This window comes from Brevibacillus reuszeri (assembly GCF_002897295.1).
GTDB lineage: Bacteria > Bacillota > Bacilli > Brevibacillales > Brevibacillaceae > Brevibacillus > Brevibacillus reuszeri_A.
The window spans coordinates 218,847-240,264 of the sequence record NZ_BEXF01000004.1; the positions used below are offsets into that span (position 1 = coordinate 218,847).

The 21,418-nt window shown below is 48.8% G+C and carries 18 protein-coding genes; 10 read left to right on the plus strand and 8 right to left on the minus strand.

Annotated elements, in window-relative coordinates; translation table 11 throughout:
* Window positions 1-5: 5 nt before the first annotated feature.
* Window positions 6-905: an ABC transporter permease gene (locus tag C3B52_RS08710; protein ID WP_103105689.1), complete on the minus strand. Its 900-nt coding sequence runs from the start codon at window positions 903-905 to the stop codon at window positions 6-8.
* A gap of 181 nt (window positions 906-1,086) precedes the next feature.
* Here C3B52_RS08710 and C3B52_RS08715 point away from each other — a divergent pair, with 181 nt between their 5' ends.
* The 3 genes from C3B52_RS08715 to C3B52_RS08725 are packed head-to-tail and all read left to right on the plus strand — an operon-like array spanning window position 1,087 to window position 4,828.
* A complete protein-coding gene (locus C3B52_RS08715; protein WP_103105690.1) occupies window positions 1,087-2,331 on the plus strand; it encodes an amidohydrolase in 1,245 nt (414 codons plus the stop codon).
* Between the two features lie 6 nt (window positions 2,332-2,337).
* Complete coding sequence (locus tag C3B52_RS08720) at window positions 2,338-3,561, plus strand: amidohydrolase (RefSeq protein ID WP_103105691.1); 1,224 nt, start codon at window positions 2,338-2,340, stop codon at window positions 3,559-3,561.
* Window positions 3,562-3,607: 46 nt separating this feature from the next.
* Window positions 3,608-4,828 carry an amidohydrolase family protein gene (locus tag C3B52_RS08725; protein WP_103105692.1) on the plus strand — a complete coding sequence of 407 codons (1,221 nt, stop codon included), beginning with the start codon at window positions 3,608-3,610 and terminating at the stop codon, window positions 4,826-4,828.
* Window positions 4,829-4,913: 85 nt separating this feature from the next.
* Here the strand turns inward: C3B52_RS08725 and C3B52_RS08730 are convergent, their stop codons facing one another.
* Complete coding sequence (locus C3B52_RS08730; protein WP_103105693.1) at window positions 4,914-5,285, minus strand: hypothetical protein; 372 nt, start codon at window positions 5,283-5,285, stop codon at window positions 4,914-4,916.
* A 502-nt stretch (window positions 5,286-5,787) separates the two neighbouring features.
* Between C3B52_RS08730 and C3B52_RS08735 the strand changes: the two genes are divergently transcribed.
* Both C3B52_RS08735 and C3B52_RS08740 read left to right on the plus strand, forming a co-directional pair.
* Complete coding sequence (locus tag C3B52_RS08735) at window positions 5,788-6,519, plus strand: hypothetical protein (protein ID WP_235615643.1); 732 nt, start codon at window positions 5,788-5,790, stop codon at window positions 6,517-6,519.
* A gap of 34 nt (window positions 6,520-6,553) precedes the next feature.
* Window positions 6,554-7,018 (plus strand): DinB family protein, encoded by a 465-nt coding sequence (locus C3B52_RS08740; protein WP_103105695.1) that lies wholly within the window; start codon window positions 6,554-6,556, stop codon window positions 7,016-7,018.
* 85 nt (window positions 7,019-7,103) lie between these two features.
* Here the strand turns inward: C3B52_RS08740 and C3B52_RS08745 are convergent, their stop codons facing one another.
* Entirely contained in the window at window positions 7,104-8,348 is a 1,245-nt protein-coding gene (locus C3B52_RS08745; RefSeq protein WP_103105696.1) for an amidohydrolase family protein, read from the minus strand.
* 473 nt (window positions 8,349-8,821) lie between these two features.
* On the opposite strand from C3B52_RS08745, the gene C3B52_RS08750 reads away from it, so the two are divergent.
* Window positions 8,822-10,291, plus strand: coding sequence for an amidohydrolase family protein (locus C3B52_RS08750; RefSeq protein ID WP_103105697.1), 1,470 nt, complete (start codon window positions 8,822-8,824; stop codon window positions 10,289-10,291).
* A 71-nt stretch (window positions 10,292-10,362) separates the two neighbouring features.
* Here C3B52_RS08750 and C3B52_RS08755 read toward each other — a convergent pair whose 3' ends face one another.
* The 3 genes from C3B52_RS08755 to C3B52_RS08770 form a co-directional block, all read right to left on the minus strand.
* Window positions 10,363-11,787 carry a HAMP domain-containing methyl-accepting chemotaxis protein gene (locus C3B52_RS08755; protein ID WP_103105698.1) on the minus strand — a complete coding sequence of 475 codons (1,425 nt, stop codon included), beginning with the start codon at window positions 11,785-11,787 and terminating at the stop codon, window positions 10,363-10,365.
* Between the two features lie 127 nt (window positions 11,788-11,914).
* Window positions 11,915-12,712, minus strand: a complete 798-nt coding sequence (locus C3B52_RS08760; protein WP_103105699.1) for an SDR family oxidoreductase — start codon at window positions 12,710-12,712, stop codon at window positions 11,915-11,917.
* Between the two features lie 452 nt (window positions 12,713-13,164).
* On the minus strand, window positions 13,165-14,070 hold the full coding sequence (locus C3B52_RS08770) for a LysR family transcriptional regulator (protein ID WP_103105855.1): 906 nt from the start codon (window positions 14,068-14,070) through the stop codon (window positions 13,165-13,167).
* Between the two features lie 156 nt (window positions 14,071-14,226).
* Between C3B52_RS08770 and C3B52_RS08775 the strand changes: the two genes are divergently transcribed.
* Entirely contained in the window at window positions 14,227-15,138 is a 912-nt protein-coding gene (locus C3B52_RS08775; RefSeq protein ID WP_103105701.1) for an NADP-dependent oxidoreductase, read from the plus strand.
* An 8-nt stretch (window positions 15,139-15,146) separates the two neighbouring features.
* Here the strand turns inward: C3B52_RS08775 and pdxR are convergent, their stop codons facing one another.
* On the minus strand, window positions 15,147-16,574 hold the full coding sequence (gene pdxR, locus C3B52_RS08780) for a MocR-like pyridoxine biosynthesis transcription factor PdxR (protein WP_103105702.1): 1,428 nt from the start codon (window positions 16,572-16,574) through the stop codon (window positions 15,147-15,149).
* 178 nt (window positions 16,575-16,752) lie between these two features.
* Between pdxR and hisC the strand changes: the two genes are divergently transcribed.
* The 3 genes from hisC to C3B52_RS08795 all read left to right on the plus strand — a co-directional run bounded on the left by hisC (window position 16,753) and on the right by C3B52_RS08795 (window position 20,819).
* A complete protein-coding gene (gene hisC / locus C3B52_RS08785) occupies window positions 16,753-17,844 on the plus strand; it encodes a histidinol-phosphate transaminase (protein ID WP_103105703.1) in 1,092 nt (363 codons plus the stop codon).
* 98 nt (window positions 17,845-17,942) lie between these two features.
* Window positions 17,943-19,016 carry a branched-chain amino acid aminotransferase gene (locus C3B52_RS08790; RefSeq protein WP_103105704.1) on the plus strand — a complete coding sequence of 358 codons (1,074 nt, stop codon included), beginning with the start codon at window positions 17,943-17,945 and terminating at the stop codon, window positions 19,014-19,016.
* Window positions 19,017-19,214: 198 nt separating this feature from the next.
* A complete protein-coding gene (locus C3B52_RS08795) occupies window positions 19,215-20,819 on the plus strand; it encodes a glutathione ABC transporter substrate-binding protein (protein ID WP_103105705.1) in 1,605 nt (534 codons plus the stop codon).
* A gap of 69 nt (window positions 20,820-20,888) precedes the next feature.
* Here C3B52_RS08795 and C3B52_RS08800 read toward each other — a convergent pair whose 3' ends face one another.
* Entirely contained in the window at window positions 20,889-21,413 is a 525-nt protein-coding gene (locus C3B52_RS08800) for a GNAT family N-acetyltransferase (protein WP_103105706.1), read from the minus strand.
* Between the last annotated feature and the right edge of the window lie 5 nt (window positions 21,414-21,418).

A 21,418-nucleotide genomic window follows, 5' to 3' on the forward strand; every position in this document is an offset into this window, starting at 1 on the left:
CCCTCCTATTGTTTCATTCTAGGGTCGAGAGCGTCCCGGAGGCCGTCTCCGAAAATGTTGAAGCCGAGAACCAGTGTCGCAATAGCAAGACCTGGGAACATAGCCAGATAAGGAGCTGTAAACAAAAAGTCGCGTCCGTTACTGAGCATCGCACCCCATTCAGGCAGTGGAGGCTGTGCGCCAAGACCGAGGAACGAGAGGCCAGCCGCTGAAAGAATGGCGGTTGCCAGACGCATTGTCGCTTGAACGATGATTGGAGACAGAATGTTTGGAAAAATGTGTTTGAAAATGATAGTGAAGTCATTAGCACCCAGAGAGCGAATCGCATCGATGTACTCCAGTTTTTTCACCGTCAAGGTAGAACCGCGGACAATCCGTGCAAATACAGGGATCGAGAATACACCGACGGCGACCATTACGTTAAACAAACTCGGACCGAGTGCACTCACGATGGCCAGGGAGAGCAGGATACCTGGGAATGCAAGCAGAACATCAATAACGCGGGAGATAATGGTATCTACCCATTTTCCGTAGTAGCCGGAAAGCAGACCGAGAATAATTCCGAAAAAAGCACCAATAAAAACAGAGACAAAACCGACAGACATCGAGAGGCGTGTTCCGTATAAGAGACGGCTAAGCACATCTCTTCCCTTGTCATCGGTTCCCATCCAGTGCTCGGCGGATGGCGGCTTCAGCTTGTTCACCAAATCAATTGCGTACGGATCGCTTGGAGCGATGAGTGGTGCCAAGAGGGCGATTGCGATGTAAAACACGACAATACAGCCGCCTACCATGGCCAGTTTGTTTTTGCGCAGCTTTCTGTAAAAAGTCCGCCATCTGCCTGGACGTGCAGTCGTTGCCTTTGGCGGAAGAGCTTGATTGGTTGGTGCGTACTCAACCTTCATGATGCAACCCTCCTTTTGCTTATGTCTCAAGTTATCAGAAAAATGTATGAAGTAAAGGCAATTTGAACAAGTCGTAAAAATAGTGAAAATAGACGTAAAGATTGTGCAAATCAAGTATTCGTGCTTCCTAGATAATTGGTAGGGAAGGCATGGATAGACAATAAGAGAGGATGGATGGTGAATGGGTGTTACCTATTGGTTGACCAATGTTCGTTTGGAGACGGGCTACCGAGTGGAAAACGGTATCGTGGCTGGAACTGAGGCATCCTTGTTTCACATCTTGATAAAAGACGGAAAATTTGCACGGATTACTCCGGCGACTGAAACGCTCGAAGACGGGATTGCGCAAAAGGATGCCAAAGGTCTGCTGGCGCTGCCATCGTTTGTAGAAAAGCACGTTCATCTAGACAAGACACTCATGGGAGAACCATGGCGTGCAGTCATTCCGGTATCCAATATCATTGAGCGGTGTGAGATTGAAAAGCGTACGCTCCCGGGTTTGCCAACGACTACACAGGAGCGCGCCAAAAATTTGCTGGCTGTCCTGCAATCGTATGGAGCTACGCATGTTCGTACACATGTAGATATTTATCCCGAAGCTGGCATTACGAATCTGGAAACGGTGAAAGAGGCGTTGGCTGACTATTCTACGCGGTTGTCACATGAAATCGTGGCATTCCCGCAGCACGGCTTGCTGCGTACCGACGCGAAAGGGCTGCTCCGTGATGCCCTGCGCCAAGGCGCGACTCATGTCGGCGGCGTAGACCCTGCAAATGTGGATGGCGACATCGAGGAATCCCTCAGCCAAATGATGGAGCTCGCTGTTGAAGCAAATGCAGGAGTAGACTTGCATCTGCATGATCCTGGACATCTGGGAACGTTCACGATGAAGCGCCTGGCGCAAATGACAGTAGATGCTGGCTGGCAAGGACGAGTAGCGATCAGCCATGCTTTTGCACTCGGCGATATTCCTGTAGCAGAAGCGGAAGAAATGGCAGCCATTTTACGCGAGGCAGGGATTACGATCATCACGAGCGTTCCGTACAGCCGCATCATTCCGCCTGTACAGCTGCTGCACCAAAATGGCGTAGATGTAGCGGTAGGCTGCGACAATATTTTTGACACCTGGCAGCCATATGGAAACGGTGATGTGCTGGAGCGTCTATGGAGACTGGCAGAGCGCAACCGTTATTTAGATGAGCTGGCGCTGTCTCAATCTCTGCGCTTTATTACGGGCGGCAAAACAACACTGGACGCACAGGGCACACAGCAGTGGCCAAAAGCAGGCGATGAGGCGAGTCTCGTTCTGGTTGAGGCTACCTGCTCGGCAGAGGCGATTGCGCGTCGTGCGAACCGTCACGCTGTATTCTTTAAAGGGACTCTGGCTGCAGGTCAAGTGGAAGAAGTGACCGCAGTAAAGGAGTGATCACTCATGAAAGCATCCCCTTATTGGATCATTAATGCACGCTTGGAGAGCGGGTATGTGTGGGACCAAGGAGTCATCAGGGAAACGCGGACAGAGCTTTGCGATTTGCTGATTGAAAACGGGAAGATCACCCGGATCGAGCCATCCAGTGAAATTTTGGAGGACGGGATTCCCAAAAAGGATGCAAAAGGCTTGCTCATTTTGCCTTCCATGGCAGAAAAGCACATTCATCTGGAAAAAACGTACTACGGCGGATCGTGGAAAGCGACGACGCCTGTGAAAAACTTGTTTGAGCGGCATGCCGAGGACAGAAGTCTTTTACCGATGTACCTCAGGCAAGCACAGGACGGCGCAGAAAGCATTCTGTCCTTGCTCGTCCAAACAGGTGTCACGCATGTTCGTACTCACTGCCACGTTGATCCGCAGGTAGGACTTGGATTTTTGGAGGGCATGCTCAAAGCTTTCAACACATTTGCCGATCGCTTGTCCTATGAAATCGTGGCGTTCCCCCATTATGGAATGCTGCGTACGGATGCCAAAAGCTACGTGCGTGAGGCGCTGCAAAACGGAGCGACCCATGTGGGCGGCGTCGATCCAGGCGGGGTGGATGGAGATATTGAGCGTTCACTAGCCACCATGATGGAGCTGGCGGTCGAAGCGGATGCAGACATTGATTTGCATCTGCATGATCCCGGTCATCTCGGGGTGTTTACGATCAAGCGCCTCGCAGCGATGACGGAGGACGCAGGCTGGCAAGGACGTGTCACGGTAAGCCATGCACTCGGACTTGGCGATGTATCGCCCCAGGAAGCAAAGGAAGTGGCAGAGCGTCTCGCAGCTTTGGGTATTTCTATTGCCTCAACCGTTCCGATCAACCGTCCGACGATCCCGATTCCACTTTTGCATGAGGCAGGGGTGGCTGTAATGCTCGGGAACGACAGTCTGACAGATAACTGGACACCGTTTGGCAGTGGAGATCTACTTGAAAAGGCAGGCCGACTCGCAGAGCGTTTTCGATTGACCGATGAGCGCAGACTGGGTGAAGCTCTCGGTTTTGTCACAGAGGGACGGATTCCGCTCGATGATGCAGGGAACCGGATTTGGCCGTTGATCGGGGATGAGGCTAGCCTGATGGCTGTCGAAGCCTCTTGCAGCGCCGAAGCCGTAGCCAGACGGGCCAAGCGCCGCGTCGTTCTCTATCAGGGAACACGGGTAGCTGGTGAGTGGTAAGCTCTTTTTCGATCCTACTTTCAAATGGAAAGGATGTCATGAATAGATGTCTACAGCTTATTGGATAACCAATGTTCGCTTGGAGAGCGGATATCGCAAAGAAAATGACAAAGTAGTTGCTACAGATACAGAGGTCGCACATCTGTTGGTAGAGGATGGTCGCATCGCACAGATCGTCTTTGGTGCCGATGTGCCGCAGACGGAGCTGCCGACTGAGGATGCACGTGGACTTTTGGCGCTGCCGTCTTTTCGCGATATGCACATCCACATCGATAAAACGTACTACGGAGGTCCATGGAAAGCGGTCACTCCGGTTAAAAATATTTTGGGACGATTGGAAGAAGAAAGTGATCTAATGCCAAAGCTCTTACCTACAGCGCAGGAGCGTGCGGAAAAAATGCTGGCATTGCTGCTGTCGGCTGGGTCTACCCAGATTCGTTCGCATTGCAACATCGATCCGTACATCGGTCTGAAAAACCTGGAAGCGACACTGGCTGCCATCGAAACCTTCAGCGGCAAGCTGCAATGTGAGATTGTCGCATTCCCGCAGCAAGGTCTTCTGCGCAGCAATCAGGTGGAGAACATCCGCCAAGCGCTGAAAATGGGTGCGACCTACGTCGGTGGGGTCGATCCAGCAACGGTTGACCAAAATATCGAAAAGTCGCTCGCAACTATTTTCGAGCTGGCAGTAGAAGCGAATGCGCCAATCGACGTTCATTTGCATGACCCGGATCATCTGGGTATTTTCACCTTCAAGCGACTGGCCAAAATGACTGAGGAAGCAGGCTGGCAAGGACGCGTTACAATCAGCCATGCGAATTCCTTGGGCGATATCAGCCTGGAGGAAGCGGCTGATGTAGCTGAAATGCTGGCTGGGCTTGGCATTTCCATCACCTCTACTGTTCCGGTCATTAAACCGACTATTCCGATTCCGCTGTTGCATGAAAAAGGCGTGTCCGTTTCACTCGGGGATGACAGCATTACCGATCACTGGTCCCCATTCGGTCAGGGAGACAGCCTGGAAAAAGCAGGTCGCTTGGCTGAGCGTTTCCGTTTGCAGGATGAGCGCTCCTTGTCTCAGGCTTTGGGCTTTATTACTGGCGGCAAAACACCGCTGGATAAAGAGGGAAAACGCTTGTGGCCAAATGTCGGGGATGAAGCAGACATCGTATTTGTCCATGCATCGTCTGCTGCAGAGGCTGTCGCTCGCCGCGCGAAGCGTCAGGCAGTCATGTTCCGTGGAAATGTGGTCTCAGGCTCTTTGTAAAAGAGTGAGAAGAAAACTTCAAAAAAGAGGCAGAACCTTAGGTGGTTTTGCCTCTTTTTTGCTGCCTGAGCAATATAGTAGCTGTCTAGTGATAGGCTCCAAACTTGCGATCCAGATCCTTGGCAATCGCCCAACCTGCGGCTTCAATCATTGCAACGCTAATCGTAGGAGCTACAACTTGGCCCAAAATAGGGACGATTTTTGATAATTCTTTCGTTAATGTCTGAATCGGTTGTTTCAACATTGAATTTTTTAAGGTAGTAATTGCCATAGCTTTCGCGGCTTCTTCCGTCAAACTACCTCCAAACACACTCGCTAAACTCATTGTCATCGTCGTCATTGCAACGATATCAGCTGCAATTCCAACACCTGGTACTGGAATTAAATTTCCCCCACCCGCTCCAATCGCTGCTGTATGTATAATGGCATGGCATTTTTTCTCCTGAGCGCTTGTCATTTCATTCACCCTCTCAAGACCTTGATACGACAATATCTTTTGACATTCGACTAATCCTTTCCAAATTCCTTTCTTGCTTCCAAGCTGCGAAAATTGAAATCCTGTAAGTTCGCGTTCTTAGAAGAGGGGCAGTTAAAATATGGTAAAATAAACAGAGGAAAGACGGAGGTGAAAGAAAATGAAACGACTTTTTCTCTTCAGTCTCATTTTTGTCATCTGTTTTATGACTGCTGCTTGTACAAGTAAACCTACAGTTGAGCTAGTTCATGTGTCCGCAGAGATCTTCACAGACAAATCTATACAAAGGGGCATCATGGATGGAAACAAGGTAATCAAATATGTCCCCCCGACAGTTCTTTCTTACAAATTTCTCATTAAAAACACGGGCAACCAAAAGATAGGTGATAGAAAGAAGCCGGTCAGGTTCAAACTCGAACCTAGTGATGAGCTCATCTCAGCATTAAGAAAAACAGTTGGGTCAAATGCATTGGATTTCGAAAAGATGGATGGTGGCTATAAAGCGGATGGTGAGATTCTGAGCAACGCAGCAGCAGAATATTCCATCTTTTATGAATTGGGAACTGAAGAGGACTTAGGGTCTTATCAACAAATTCCACTGTTGCCCCCCAAAGAACAAATGAATGAACTGCAAAGCAAAAAATTTGATGCCATATTGATTCTTACGGTTGGCGAAGAAGAGTTCGCTCGTTTTGACTTACGGACATATGCGAAAGGATTGCCACAGGAGGTCCAGCAGAAAATGGAACAGGAACTGGGAATCAACATGGTCGTTCCTGTGTTGGATCATTATCAGGTTAAATTTGCTGAGCTTGTGTATCCTCCCATCGTAAATAATGAAGTGATAGGTGATCGGCGGGTCGCAACGATCGTCTATACGGATCAAAAAGGACCACTCATCGAATTGACCAACGAGCAGAAGGAGCACCTCGAAAAACAGCAGAGAAGGAAATTTTATTACGGAGAGTATGAAGGCAAGCCATTGATCAGAATGGAGATCAGCAACGAGAAAAATTCGCTTGCTAATGCGAAGGTTCAACAAATTGAAGGCGTAGAGGTCGAGTATTCTTTTAAAGAAGTCGAATCAGGGAAATACTGCTTCTATTCCTTTCATGTCGGTAAGGCTTCATACTTCATCACCTTTCAACTAAACGATAGCTTTACAGAAAAAGATGCTGTCGATTTTATTCGGCGTATTCTTAACAGTCAGAAGTAAATTTCATATTGAGTTAAATTTAAGGAGGAACGAAATGGATACATGGATTGAAGAGTACAGCCGAGGATACATAATGCTGCTGGAAGCCATCGAGGGGTTGAATGAAGAGGAGCTTCGGTTCAAGCCTGCACCGGACAAATGGAGTATCCACCAAATTCTTATTCATGTAACAGATTCCGAGATCTTGTCGACACATCGGATGAGAAAAGTCCTGGCGGAGAAAGAGGCGTTTCTGTATTCGTTTGACCAGAACTCATGGGTGAATGAACTCGGGTATGATCAGCTGGATCGCGAGGAGCATCTACTTCTCTTCCAATCGCTCCGCAACAGTATGCTGCCCATTTTGAACAATCTGACCGCACAGCAAGCCGAGCGGGTAGGGGTGTATCCCGATGGAGCGCGGTTTACTTTCAAAGAGTTGCTGGAGTATCGCGTCCAGCATGTGCGTGATCACATTGCCCAGATTGAGCGGGTAAGGGAGGCGTATCGGCAGAAATAGCTACGCTCTTGCTGCAAGATTTTATCTATTTTCCGCACAAGTACAAAAAAGGCTTCGCCAAAAATCGGCGAAGCCAACTATCCTACTACTCTTTATTTCCATCCATTCTATCAAGTGCCCCGTGAACGATTTTCCCTTTGAACATGACCGCAGCACGTCTGGATCTTCTGGCCACAGCCTCAGCGGAGCAGGAGCTTTCGGCAAAAACAATGCTCGCCTCATCGCCAACCTTCGGCCAAGCACGGTTTCCTTCCTTATCCAGAGTCGTTTTCCCTCCCGTAATAAAGAACAAGGACTGAACGAGAGAGCGCTCGTCTACCCAGCGATAGCGCTCGACGAGTCGATTCAGCTTCTCCAGCATGTCACCTGTTCCGTACGGTGACCAGGAGTCGTAGAAGCCATCGTAGCCGAGTGCGACACGTACACCTTTTTCATGCAGGATTGGGACAGGTGGCATCGCCCGGTTGATCGGAACGGTCGTCATGATCATCGCGCCTAGACGAGACAAACGCTCTGCCATTTCCGTGCTTTCTTCCACAGAGACATCGCCGAGTGCAAATGCATGACTGATCGCCATCCGATTCTGCCAGCCAGCTTCCTCTGTCAAATCGAGAATGCGCTTGATCGTATAAAAGCCGAGTGTGCCCGGATCGTGCAAGTGAATATCAACATCGGCATTGGCTTCTACTGCAATGTCCATCATTTCGCGCAGGGAGCCTTCCAGTTCGTTGTCGATCCCGGCTGGGTCGAGACCTCCGACCAGTGTTGCGCCTTCCTTCATCGCTTGTCTCATCAAGGAGCTGGCTTGTGTGCGCAATAAGCCTTGCTGCGGGAACGCCACGATCTCATAGGTCATCCGATCACTGTAATTCTCCAGTGCGGTGCGGACCCCTTCCAGGTTTTTCAGCCCGATGTACGGATCGATATTGACGTGGGTTCTGACATGTGTGGCACCGCCTTGAAGCAGCCATTGCAGCATGGCTTCAGCTCGCTGAGTGGTCGTCCCTGTTATGGCAGGCATTTCTGTTGCTTCGAATTCCAGGCGATCGATCAGCTTTTTCGGAGGGAGACAAGACTTCCATGTAGCGCCTGCATACGTTTTATCCAGGTGATTATGCTTCTCCACAAAAGAGGGAAGGGCGAGCAGCCCTTTTGCGTCTTCAGTGGGTAGAGTCGTGTCCAGTGGCTCATTAGCGGATGCGATTTGCATGATTTTTCCGTCTTCAATGCGGAGATGACAGATTTCGGATAGCGTATGAACGACTCCATCATGTCCAGTCTCAAATCCGCTGTCCAAACGAACATTGGTTAACCAGAAAGCGTGACTCACAAAAAACCAGTCCCTTCACTTTTACTAGATACGATCTGCTGGTGCTAGTTTACGTCTAGTTGTTCTGAATAAATTGTAGTGAATATTTCGAACAAGCATTTTCAGCATCTTTACTTGTTTTTGCATGATCTTTACGTATTACCAGGAATGTTTCTAGTTTTAGAAAAACAATATCGATGCCTTAGCAAGATGAGCGACCGCGATTAGCGGAAAGTTTTACCGAGGTAATGCCAGTCGCAACGCTGAGGCACCTTGTTATGCGTTACGGAATTTTTTAGAAAGGATGCTATTTCAAAGCGGACTCTTAAAATTTCCTAACGTTCTTAAAGTAGTAAAGATTGTGCAAATAGATGTAAAGCAATTGAAACTTATTTTACAGAATATTTCCTATAATGGGGGAGGATTCAAAGAAATTGGACTGGAAGAGGACGGGAAGTACGGATAATCTCAAAATGCGATGAGGGAGGTAGCACATGAAAAAGAAAATAACGGCTAAATATGTGATCGGCTTCGATGGAGAGGACCACATCATTATTCGCGATGGTGAGGTCGTATACGAGAATGATACGATTTTGTTCGTGGGTCATGACTATGCTGGGGAAGTTGACGAAGTAATCGATGCGGGAAATGCGGTGGTCAGCCCGGGCTTTATCGATTTGAATGCACTAGGTGACATTGACCATGACGTGGTTCATCTGGAAGCGGCAGCAGGCAAAAACAAGAATCTGCTCTGGTCAGAGGACTACTACCGCAAAGGCTATCATGAAGTGATGACGCCAGAGGAAGAGGCGTTCAAATCACTATTTGCTTACAGCCAGCTGATTTTGAATGGGGTAACGACAGCGATGCCGATCACGTCGGTCTTTTACAAGCGCTGGGCAGAAACGTATGAAGAGCTTGCAGCCGCTGCCGATCATGCGGGACGACTGGGTCTGCGTATGTACATGGGGCCAAGCTACCAATCCGGTATGCGCGTGGTCAAGGCGAATGGCGAAATCGAGGTGCTCTGGAATGAAGCAGAGGGCGGGGCAGGCTTGGAGCGCGCAGTGCAGTTTGTCAAAGATTTTGATGGTGCGCACAACGGTTTGATTCGCGGGATGCTTGCACCAGAGCGCATCGAGACGCAGACGCCGGACAACCTCATTAACACCAAGCGCTACAGCAATGAACTAGGTTGCCCAATTCGTTTGCATGCGGCACAAGGCAGCTATGAGTACAATGAAATGTATCGTCGCCATAACAAATCACCGGTGCAATTTTTGCACAGCATCGGCTTTCTCGGAAAGAAAACAGCTATTCCGCATGCACACTTTATCCCTGGCTACAGCGAAGCGACGATCGGGGAAGGCGACGATCTCGCATTGCTTCAGGAAACAGGAACGACGGTCATTCACTGTCCGCTTGTGATTGGACGCCACGGTTCTGCTCTAGAATCATTTGCCCGTTATAAAAGAAACGGAATCAATATTGCGATCGGAACAGATACGTTCCCGCCTGATTTCATCCAAAACATTCGGACAGCCAGCATGTTCTCCCGCTTGCAGGAAGGCGATGTAGCTGATTCAAGCTACGCAGATATTTATCGGGCAGCAACACTCGGTGGAGCGCGTTTCCTGGGCCGTGACGATCTGGGAAGACTGGCACCTGGTGCCAAAGCAGATATTATCGCGATTGATCTGGACGGCTTCCACATGGGTACGATTGATGATCCAATTCGCTCGCTCATTATGTCCGGCTCAGGTCGTGATGTAAAGCTTTCGATTATCGCAGGTCGTACAGTCATGAAGGACCGCGAGCTGCCAGGTGTAGATCTGGAGGAAATAAAAGCCAAAGGACAGCGCTATTTTGATAAAATGCGCCTGGGCTATGTAGAAAGAGACTATCAACAGCTCGGAGCAGAAGAGCTGTTCACACCTTCTTTCCGTGTTGTAAAAAAAGGATAAGCCAGCAGTAAAAAGGTAAAGGCACAATCTGACTGTACGTAGCAGATTGTGCCTTTTGTTGTTCTTTCGTTCTATAATTTCGTAACTAATAGACTGAGCTTTTCTGCCATGCTCGCCAGCTCTTCTGTAGCAGAAGCCGTTTCTTGTGTACTCGCAGAGGTTTGCTCCGTTACAGCAGCAATGTTTTGGGACGATTGCAAAATATCATTTGTTTGAGCAGACTGTTCTTCACAGCTTGCAGCGACCTCCGTAATTCGCTCAGCAGACTCATTTACATATTGAATGATTTCGGTAAAGGAATCGCCTGCCTTGGCAATCAATTCATTGCCTGAGCGTACTGTTTCCACTGCGTCCTGCGTGCTTTCCTGCATCGTATGCACGAGCTGGATGATTCCTTTTGTCGCTTCTCCGCTCTGGTTTGCCAATTTCCCTACAGAGTCTGCCACGACCGCAAAGCCTCGACCATGCTCACCCGCTCGCGCTGCCTCGATCGATGCGTTTAGTGCCAGCAGCTTGGTTTGATCTGCAATGTCTTTAATCGTCGTGACGATCAAGTCAATCTGCTTGGAATTATCCAATAGATGATGTACTTTATTCGAAATGTCCTGCATACCGACGAGAGCATTGCTCATCATTTTTCCGCCGTTCTCTGCAATGACAGACGTCCGATTTACCAATGTGCTCGTCTCTTCGATATTGGAGGCGATTTGTCCGATGGCTTTATCCATTTGGTCAATCATCTCAGAAATGCTGTTGACCATGTTCGTTTGATGATGGGTACCCGTCGCCACCTCTTGAACACTCGCCGAAATTTCCTCGGATGATGTGGCAACTGTTTGCGATGAAGCATTAATGCTGTCTGCTACACTACGGATGTCGCGGAAAATGATGAATGCTAATACGATTCCGGCTATGATCGCGATAGCTATGACGATGCTAATGCTCAGTAATGCGTTTTGATAAATTTCTACGGACTCCGTCGTTTCTTGTGTCGCGCCTGTACTATTTAAATCCTTGAGCTTGATCAGCACCTGCTGCGACTCTTCCCATACCGGGATGGCTTGCTTAATGGCGACGATTGTCTTTTGCTGGTCGTTGCCTTTTGCTATCTCGACGATTTGAGGCAACTCTTTTTCAAATTCCTGCCACAATTGTTGAAAATCATTGAAAAGCTGTCTTTCTTCGTCAGTGGCGATGAGCTTTTCGTAGCTTTGAGTAGCTTTCTGAATTCGATCGAGGAGCACTTGTATTTGAGAGTCCAGTTTGGCGATTTCTTTATCGTCTGTTTCCAGACCGATCTGGTTAAGCAATCGTGGTACATTTGTGCCCAGTGCATTCGTCTCTCCTACCAGTGCTAGGCTGGGTACCCAATTGTCTTTGATTTCTGTAGACTGATCGCCCATTTTTTTCATTTGAAAAATGGAGATGCCTCCGATGATAAGAAGTAAAACTAAAAGCCCTATAAATCCGTACAAGACCTTCTTTTTGATAGTCACGGTAATTTCCCCCAGGTTGATTTGGCATTCTGCTGAAGGTTAAATACCCTCAATCCGGGGAGTTAAAACTTGATAAATATTTCCATTCGGAGTTAAAAGTTGTTAGTTATTTGCATCAGGATCAGTACTAACTCCGCATATATCCACCCTCGGAATGAATCACCTGCCCCGTAATCCAAGCTGCCTCCTCACTTGCAAGAAAAGCAACCAACCGTGCGGCATCCTCTGGCAAACCGATCCGTCCAAACGGGCTTTTTGTCAAAAGGTATTGCTTGATTTCCTCCGACATCCAGCCTGTATCGGTGGGACCAGGATTGACGGCATTCACAGTTATTCCAATCGGGGCGACCTCTGCAGACAGTGTCAGTGTGAGTGCTTCGACTGCGCCTTTGGTTGCTGCATAAGCGATCTCGCCTGGCATTGGACCTTTTGCTTGACCGGAAGTCAGGTTGATAATTCTGCCTCCCGAGCCTTTGGAGAAACGGCGGGCAAACTCAACGCTAAGCATGGTCGTCGCACGTACATTGATCGCATAATGACTGTCGAGGCTTGTGCTGTCCAATACCGCATAACCGTCATTTGTGGAGAAGCAGGCATTGTTAACCAAAATGCAGGGGTCGCCTAGCTTCCTTTTCACTTCATCCAGCACAGCGAGATAGGCATCAGGTGTCGATAAATCCACTTCCAAGCACTCGCAGCGCACACCTCGATGCCGTAGTTCCTCTTGTAGCTGTTGCGGATCACCCAGATCAATTCCCCAAGGCATAGATTGATCGTACTTGCTCCAGTATGTGAAGAAAATATCAACTCCGTCTTGAGCTAGAGCGCGACAGATGGCTGCACCGATTCCCTGCGTCCTACTTGCTCCTGTAATGATGGCGATTTTGTTGGACTTCGTTTCGAAAAGCTGTTTGTGAACGGTCATATGTACCTCCCAAAATAGTGGTGGTGATGAAGCGTGGGAGAGAATGTTAAGAGACGGGTGTAAGAAATAAGTGTCCGAAAAGGAAGTAGGAAAAGAGAAGGATAAAGCAAATACCAGATACAATAAAATTCCATTTCTTTTGCTTGAATAAGCCAAGGAGCAGGCACGTAAACCCAACCGTCCCTAGTAGAAATGGAATGATACTCAACCACAGATTATTGATGATGATGCTGTCACCCACTCTGTACACAAAGATCCCTCCTACACAATGAATGGATGTAATGACGTTGTGCGATGTGTAAAAAGCGCCGTTCTTCGCGATTGACAAGCAAAACCGATCGGGTTGTTACTACACTAGCATAGCATGAGCGAAACGGGGGAAAACAATTTTTTGAATGTTTGTGAACAACAAGAAGCTGCTGGAAATCAAGCAGCTTCTTTTCTGATTACACCTATTCGTGCATCGACTTCGGAGACGTTCCAGTCTTCAACTCAGCAAAATAAGAAACGACATACTCGCGGAATGTTTGGGCTGCTTTGGACAAATAGCGGTCCCGAAGCCAGGAGATCTGATACGTACGCTGACAGACAGGCTGATCTATCCGAATAGTTGGAAAGGAAGTGATCTTATCCCCGATCGATTCAGGAAAAAAAGCAATGCCGATCCCAGTTCGGATAAAGTGACTGACCGCCGAATGCTCGTCGACCTCACAAACGATATGAGGAGCGAAGCCAGCTTGACGGCAAAATTCATCGGTCATCGCACGGAACGGATTGCCTTCTTTGATGCAAATAAATGGCTCGTTTGCCACTTCCGCAAGCGCAATGCTCGTGCGATTTGCCAAACGATGACCAGGAGGGACAGCGAGAACGATTTCTTCGGTCAGAAAGGAAATCCCGGCAATGCCTTGCCGCTCGATCGGAGGAAAGGTGATGCAAAGATCTATTTCTCCTGTAAAAAGCTGCTGCACCTTTTCTTCCGTGGAGGCCTGGATGATGCGCAGCTGGACATCCGGGTGCTGAGCGAGAAACGAACCGATTACGTCAGTAAAGCACTTATGTGTCGTAGTTGCCAAAAAAACGCGTCCACGTTCCATACCCGCTAGATCAATCACTTCCCGCCGGCCATCCTCTAACAAGATGAGTGCAGCTTCAACCTTTTTCAAAAATGCCTCGCCAAACGTATTCAGCCGAATTTGCCTCCCTTTGCGATCAAACAAGGGTACGCCCAAATCCTCTTCGAGACGGGCAATGGTCTTGCTGAGGGCCGGCTGTGCGATGCGCAGCTCTTGGGCTGCTTTTGTCATATGCTCTAAATGTGCTACCTTGCGAAAGTACTGAAGCTGTAGCAGTTCAATTTTTCTCACCCCCGACTCGCTTATATACCTGAGTATATCAGTAAATAAAGAATTATGTATTTTTCATTATCAATAGCAATGAGTAAAATGAAAAGCACAAACCGCATAGAAGCGAGAACATAGTCTTCGATAGCGAATAAGAATGGGGGATTTTTTATGAGAGCGGCAGGATTTATGGCATACGGTAGCCCGAAGGTATTGCAATCCATCGAGGTTCAGACACCACAGGCTGGGCCAGGTGAAGTGAGGGTACGAGTTAAAGCAGCGGGAGTACAGCCGTTTGATTGTGCAGTGAGGAGCGGGTGGACGCCGCCAGGTGCGACCGTACAGTTTCCGCAAATAGTGGGAAATGAATTCTCGGGAACGATTGATCAGCTGGGAGACGGTGTCACTGACTTTACGATCGGTCAGGAGGTGCTTGGCTATCGAATGCTGGGTTGCAATGCTGAGTACGTGATTGTCGGACGTGAGCAAATAGTTCCCAAGCCAAAGTCCATGCCATGGGAGGTAGCAGCATCCTTGTCTGCCTCAGGCCAAACGGCACACACTGCAATGGAAGAGCTCCGGGTTGGAAAAGGGGATACCGTGCTGATTCACGGGGCAGCAGGTGGGGTCGGAACCGTTGCGGTGCAGGTTGCCAAATCTCTCGGAGCGACTGTCATCGGTACAGCGAGCGAGGCTAATCACGATTATCTCCGTACACTTGGGGCTATCCCCGTTCTCTACGGTGAGGGCCTGCGAGAAAGAATTCTGCAGCTGGCACCAGAGGGTGTTGACGTGGCCTTTGATGCGGCAGGAGACGAGGCATTGCGTGTATCGATGGAAGTAGCCAAGAGCAAAGACCGTATAGGAACGATTGTAGCCTTTGAGCTAGCGGCAAGTCTCGGCATTCGCAGCATCCGCAGCAAGCGTTCAGCATCACGATTGCAGGAGCTCGTTAACCTGTACGTAGCTGGTCGATTGCAATTGCATGTGAGGAAAACATATCCGCTGGAGCGAGCGGCAGAAGCTCACGAAGAGATGGAAAGAGGTCACGGACGCGGAAAAATCGTGATCGTCATTGACTAGGACATCTCTCAATCACCTCCTCTAAAAGCCTCTGCCAAAAGCCCTACTCCCGCACGTATCTCTGTCTCCGCAAGCCCGCCAAAGCCAAGTAAAACAGTTGCGGGCAAAGCCCATTCCGAGGCCAGCGCGTAGACAGAGGTAGGATAAACCTTCACGCCCACTTGTTCAGCGGCTCGCACCAATTCGGCCTCGTCCATCCCGTTGCCAGGCTGCAGCAGTACATGCAAGCCCGATCCGGCCCCAATTACTCTAGCCGACGATGGGAAATGCGTCGTCAAGGCTTCGAGCAAAGCATCATGCTTTCGATGGTATAAGATACGCATTTTGAGCATGTGCCGATCGAAATCGCCGGATTGCATGAAGAGCAGCAGTGCCTTTTGCAAAATGGGCGAGGCGAGCTGGTCGTAGCTGTGCTGCTTCTTCCAAAAGCGATCCAGCAGGGAAGGGGGAAGGACGAGATAGCTGAGGCGAAAGGCAGGGCCAAGCGCTCGCGAAAACGTCCCCAAATAAATCACTCGATCGCTTTCATCCAGACTTTGCAGCGAAGGAATTGGTCTTGTCCCATAACGGAACTCGCCGTCATAGTCGTTTTCGATGATGTAGGCACTATGTTCAGTAGCCCACTTCAACAGCTTCATCCGTTTGCCAATAGAGAGGGTCATTCCAAAGGGGAATTGATGGGAGGGAGTCACGTAGACGGCACCGGCTGTGCTGTGAATGACATCGTGGATGCTGATCCCGTCCTCCTCCAAGCCAATCGGAATACAGGTAAACGGATATTGCTCAACAAGCGATTTCACGCCATCGTTGACGGCTGCTTCTATCGCGAGAGTAGTCACTTCCCTTTTTATTAACTGAAATAAAAGATCGAGCGAATGATAGGTGCCAGCGCCGATCACAATCTGATCCGGCGTACAGCGAACACCGCGCGTCTGGTGCAGGTACTCGGCGATGTGTCTGCGCAATTCAGCTTCCCCTTGCCAATCGCCGTAAAGAAGCATCCGGTTGTTTTCTGGCAATAAGCATTGGTTAACGAGTCTGCGCCACTTTGTCCACGGAAAATGGTGGACATCGATACTGCCATAACCGAAATCATAGCGAACGGTTTCTGTAGGAGAAGCGTGATAGGCACGGGAAGGGGAAGGCGTGGCACTGGTCCGCTCCGAAATCTGCGTGCGATTGTTTATCTCTAATTCAGCTGCATATAGTCCACTGCGAGGCTTGCTGATCACATATCCTTCTGCCAGCAGTTGATCGTACGCCAGAGCAACGGGGGTTCTGCTCACCCCGAGTGCCTCTGCCAGTCGCCTAATGGATGGCAATCGGGCATAAGCAGGGATGCGTCCTGCGATCATTTCGCCCTGAATATAGCGATATAGCTGATGATATAATGCCTCTTTCGATCCCTCATCGAGCTTCGGCGTCAATTGAAGCAAACCGTTCCACCTCCTGATCGTGCCTGGAAAACTGGCATTCAAAATATTCGCAAACTGGCCCTTTTTCTAATGCCAAAATACGGATATTCTACATCGTAACATCTAATGGGATGAACTGGAAGCAAGATGTAGACAATGAGCCGCCTACTGCGTGGCCTAACAGGAGGAGACGAAAAAGATGACGATGATCTTGCCACACATCGAACGACTGCCAGGATATGCTCAGGGAGAGCAGCCGCCTGATGGTACACAAGCCATACGCCTCAACCTGAATGAAAGCTCTTATCCGCCATCACCAGAGGTAGTAAAAGCCCTGCAATCGATACCAGAGGAGACCTTGCGCCGTTACCCAGATGCCAAATGTGACAAGCTGCGGACGGCCCTTGCAAAGCATTATGGTGTACGTGAGGAGCAGACGTTTTGCTCGAACGGCTCAAGTGAAATTATTTCACTTGTGATGAAAGTGTTCATCGGCCCTCACGGCAAGCTCGCCATCCCTGATCCTTCCTTTCCGCTCTATCATTCTGTAGCCGCCAGCTATCAGGCAGAATGTATTGGGATTCCGACCCGTGACGATTTTTCAATTGACGTTGAGCAACTGATTCATAGCGGCGCACAAGCAGTCGTGCTGGTCAACCCAAATGCCCCGACAGGCTTGCTGCTGCCGATAGAAGACGTAGAGCGACTAGTGAGGGAATTCCCGGGACTTGTCATCCTCGACGAAGCCTATATCGATTTTGCCAAAATGGATGCGTCTGCTGTTTCGTTGATTGCCCGATATTCAAATCTGTTAGTGATCCGAACCTTTTCCAAAGCTTATGCACTCTGCGGAGCAAGGATCGGGTACTGTTTTGGCAATGAAAAGCTGATCACAGCACTGGAAAAAGGAAAGGACGTTTACAATGTGGATGCCATCAGCCGGGAGCTGGCTCTGGCAGCCCTGGAAGATCAAAGCTATATGTGTACGATTACAGCTGCAATCAAGCGCACGCGCGACAGATTTTCAGGGCAGCTCGCTAGGCAAGGGTTCATAGTTGTGCCCTCGCATACCAATTTTCTTTTGTGCAAGCCTCCTGCTGGCTCCGGTTGTCCGACTGCCGAAGAGCTATACGATACATTGATGAAGCAAAGCATTTACGTGCGCTACTACAAAAACCCGCGACTGCGCGATTATTTACGGATAACGATCGGAACAGATGCGGAGATGGATGCGGTGCTAATGGCGCTGGGGCAAATAGTGGAACAAAACGGAAAGAAATGTGATCAATGAGAGAAACTTAGACTAGCAATCATTCAAAATAGTTGCTATTTTAATAACAATATGTAGTACTAGAGAAGTAGGATCTAATACCAAGGGAGATGTGGAAAATGGAGTGTCAGTTATCGATTGCCCTCGCAGAACAGAAAAAAGAGAAGCCAGCGACTGACAAGCTGGGATTTGGTGTACATTTTACCGATCATATGTTCACCATGGACTATACAGAAGGAAAAGGATGGCATGATCCACAGATCGTACCGTATTCCCCGCTTTCGCTTGATCCGGCAGCGATGGTGTTCCACTACGGTCAGGCCGTCTTTGAAGGACTGAAAGCTTATCGGAACAAGGAAGGCAAGGTTTGGCTGTTCCGACCAGATCAAAATTTCAAGCGTATGAATCGTTCTCTGGAGAGACTGAGCATGCCGTCAGTCGATGAGGATTTTATGGTCGACGCTTTGAAAAAGCTGGTGGCGACTGACAAAGAGTGGATTCCGACAGAGAGCGGTATGTCGCTCTACATCCGTCCATTCGTGATTGCTACCGAGCCATGTTTTGGGGTTCGTGCTTCTCATATGTACAAATTGATCATCCTGTTGTCTCCAGTAGGAGCATATTATGCAGGCGGGATGAATCCGGTAAAAATTTATGTAGAAAACAACTACGTCCGTGCGGTAAGAGGCGGTACAGGTAACGCCAAGGTAGCGGGCAACTATGCAGGTGGCCTGAAAGCACAGGTAGAAGCAAAAGAAAAAGGCTATGAGCAGGTATTGTGGCTCGATGGCGTGGAAAACAAGTACATCGAAGAAGTCGGCAGCATGAACGTATTCTTTAAAGTAAAAGGCGAGGTGTGGACACCTTCCTTGAACGGAAGCATTCTGGAAGGTATCACGCGCGATTCTACCATCGCCCTTTTGAAGGACTGGGGCGTACCAGTGATCGAGAAGCGGATTTCTATAGAGGACTTGTATACAGCATACACCAATGGTGAGCTGGAAGAAGCATTTGGGACAGGCACAGCGGCAGTCATTTCACCAATCGGAGACTTGAACTGGAATGGTCACCAAATGATCATTAACGGCGAGAAAACCGGCGAGCTGACCACGAAACTGTACGAGACCATGACGGGTATTCAGTACGGTGAAAAAGAAGACAAGTTCGGTTGGTCTGTACCCGTAACCGAATAAAGGATATAGCAAAAAATAGGCACGACCTTCTCTGCTGAAGAGAGGGTCGTGTTTTTTATTATCGAACCAACCGAAAAATAGTAAAGATATTGCAAAGAGAGGTAAAGATCTTAGAAAGATAAAATGTTAGAAAATTGATAATATTTCTACAGTAATCATCTTTTCTCTATTTTCCACATAAAAAAGGGGGCATTATTCATGAAACGAAAACGATTGCTTGGTTCTGTTCTCGCTTTGTCCCTCATGCTTGTATCTGCTTTGACTGGGTGTGCTTCGGGACAACAGACAAGCGGAACAGGTACGGCACCTAGTACTGCAGCTCCTGCGGGAAATCAGGCGGCACCAGCTCCTGCATCGCCAGAGGGTGGCACCCTCATCATCGCTCGCCTGTCTGATGCGAATAATTTGGACCCACACTTCAGTACCCAGATCAACTCTATGGCAGTTACCCAGCACAAGCTTTATGAGGGACTTGTCATGATGGATCGTAACAGTGAGTACAAGCCTCTTCTGGCAACCGAATGGAAGCAGCTGGATGACATCACATGGGAGTTTACGCTTCGCGAAGGAGTCACCTTCCAGGATGGAGCGCCATTTAATGCGGAGGCAGTGAAAAAGACAATTGATCGCATTCTCGACAAGGATCAGCCAACACCAAAAGCCAACATGTTTGGCATGATTAAAGAAGTGAAGATCGTTGACCCGCAAAAAGTTCAAATCGTCTTGCATTATCCGTTTGCCGGGCTTCTGTCTGTTCTGGCGAGTGCTGAGGGAGGAATCATCAGCCCGAAAGCGATCGAGCAGTACGGAAAAGATTTGGCGAAGCATCCGGTAGGAACAGGCCCCTTCACATTTGAATCGTGGACGCCTGGACAAGAAATTGTCATCGTCAAAAATGAAAACTACTGGGGAACAAAGCCCAAGGTGGACAAGGTCATCTTTAAAACCGTTCCTGAGGATGCGACGCGCGTAGCGATGGTCGAAACAGGAGAGGCTCATGTAGCAGAGCAGCTTCCTGTAACCGAGCTGGAGCGCGTGCAAAACTCCACAAGCATGTCTTTGGGTCGGTTTGAATCGTTCGCTGTCGATCATATCGGGATGAATGTCACACAAAAGCCATTTGATGATGTGCGTGTTCGTCAAGCCATCGCACATGCAGTAGACAAGGAATCGATTATCAAAGGCGTTTACAATAATGTAGGGAAAGTAGCGATCTCTTCCCTGGGACCAAAAGTAATCGGGTACAGCCCGAATATCAAAACACCCGAGTACGACCTGAACAAAGCAAAGCAGCTGCTGACGGAAGCTGGCTATGGCAATGGCTTCAAGGCGACCATTTATTTAAATGACAACAAAGCGCGTATCAACGTTGCCGAGGTGCTGCAATCCCAGCTAAAAGGGATTGGCATTGATTTGCAAATTCAAGTCATGGAATTCGGGGCGTATCTGGATTTGGCAGCAAAAGGCGAAGCCCAAATGTTCATTAGTGGTTGGGGCAATGCAACAGGAGACGGTGACTACAACCAGTACAATCTGTTCCATAGCACATCAAAAGGCATTCCCGGCAACCATTCCTTCTACAGCAATCCAAAAGTCGATGCTTTGATTGAAGCAGCACGCAAAGAAAAAGATCCGGAAAAACGCAAGGAAATCTATGCCGAAGCACAACAAATCGAGATGGATGAGGTCCCGCTGCTCCCATACCGCAGCAGTGAAAACCTCGCGGCTATCGCGAAAAATGTGGAAGGAGTGTACATTAGTCCGTCAGGCTATATCGAAGTAAACGACATAACCATTAAGTAGCAGTAAGCAAAGAAAGAGGCTCCCTCCACGAATACGGAGAGAGCCTTTTGGACGTCGACACCCAAATCCCTAGACAAATTTGTACATCAGCACATCATCTACATATTCATTTTCACTCATCTTGAATTCCTTCACTTTGCGCCCTTCCTCAACAAATCCCATCTTTTTGTACAAAGCGATCGCACGATGATTCGTAGATAATACGCCCAAGCTTACTTTTTCGATCAACGGATGCTGCTCTGCCCAAGCCAGTAGCTCCTGCAACAACATCTTCCCCAGTCCCTTGCTTCGGTGATCTTTTGAAATCATCATCATTGAGCCCGTATGCGCCAGTCGCTTGCGATTGGGCGAAGAAAACCCAATCACACCAACAACCCCACCATCTATTTCAGCGACAAGCACCGTCTCCCTTTCACTTTCCATCACCCGAGAAATCCACTCCCGCTGCTGTTCCACCGTTTTGTCAAACTCCTCGGAAACTGCAATAAAATATTCCCCTTCCCGAACAATCTCACGCTCCAGCTCCCATATCGCATCCACATCCTCCAGACGAACAGGACGAATCAAAGCATTGTCATTTTGCACTATCGACATTTCTA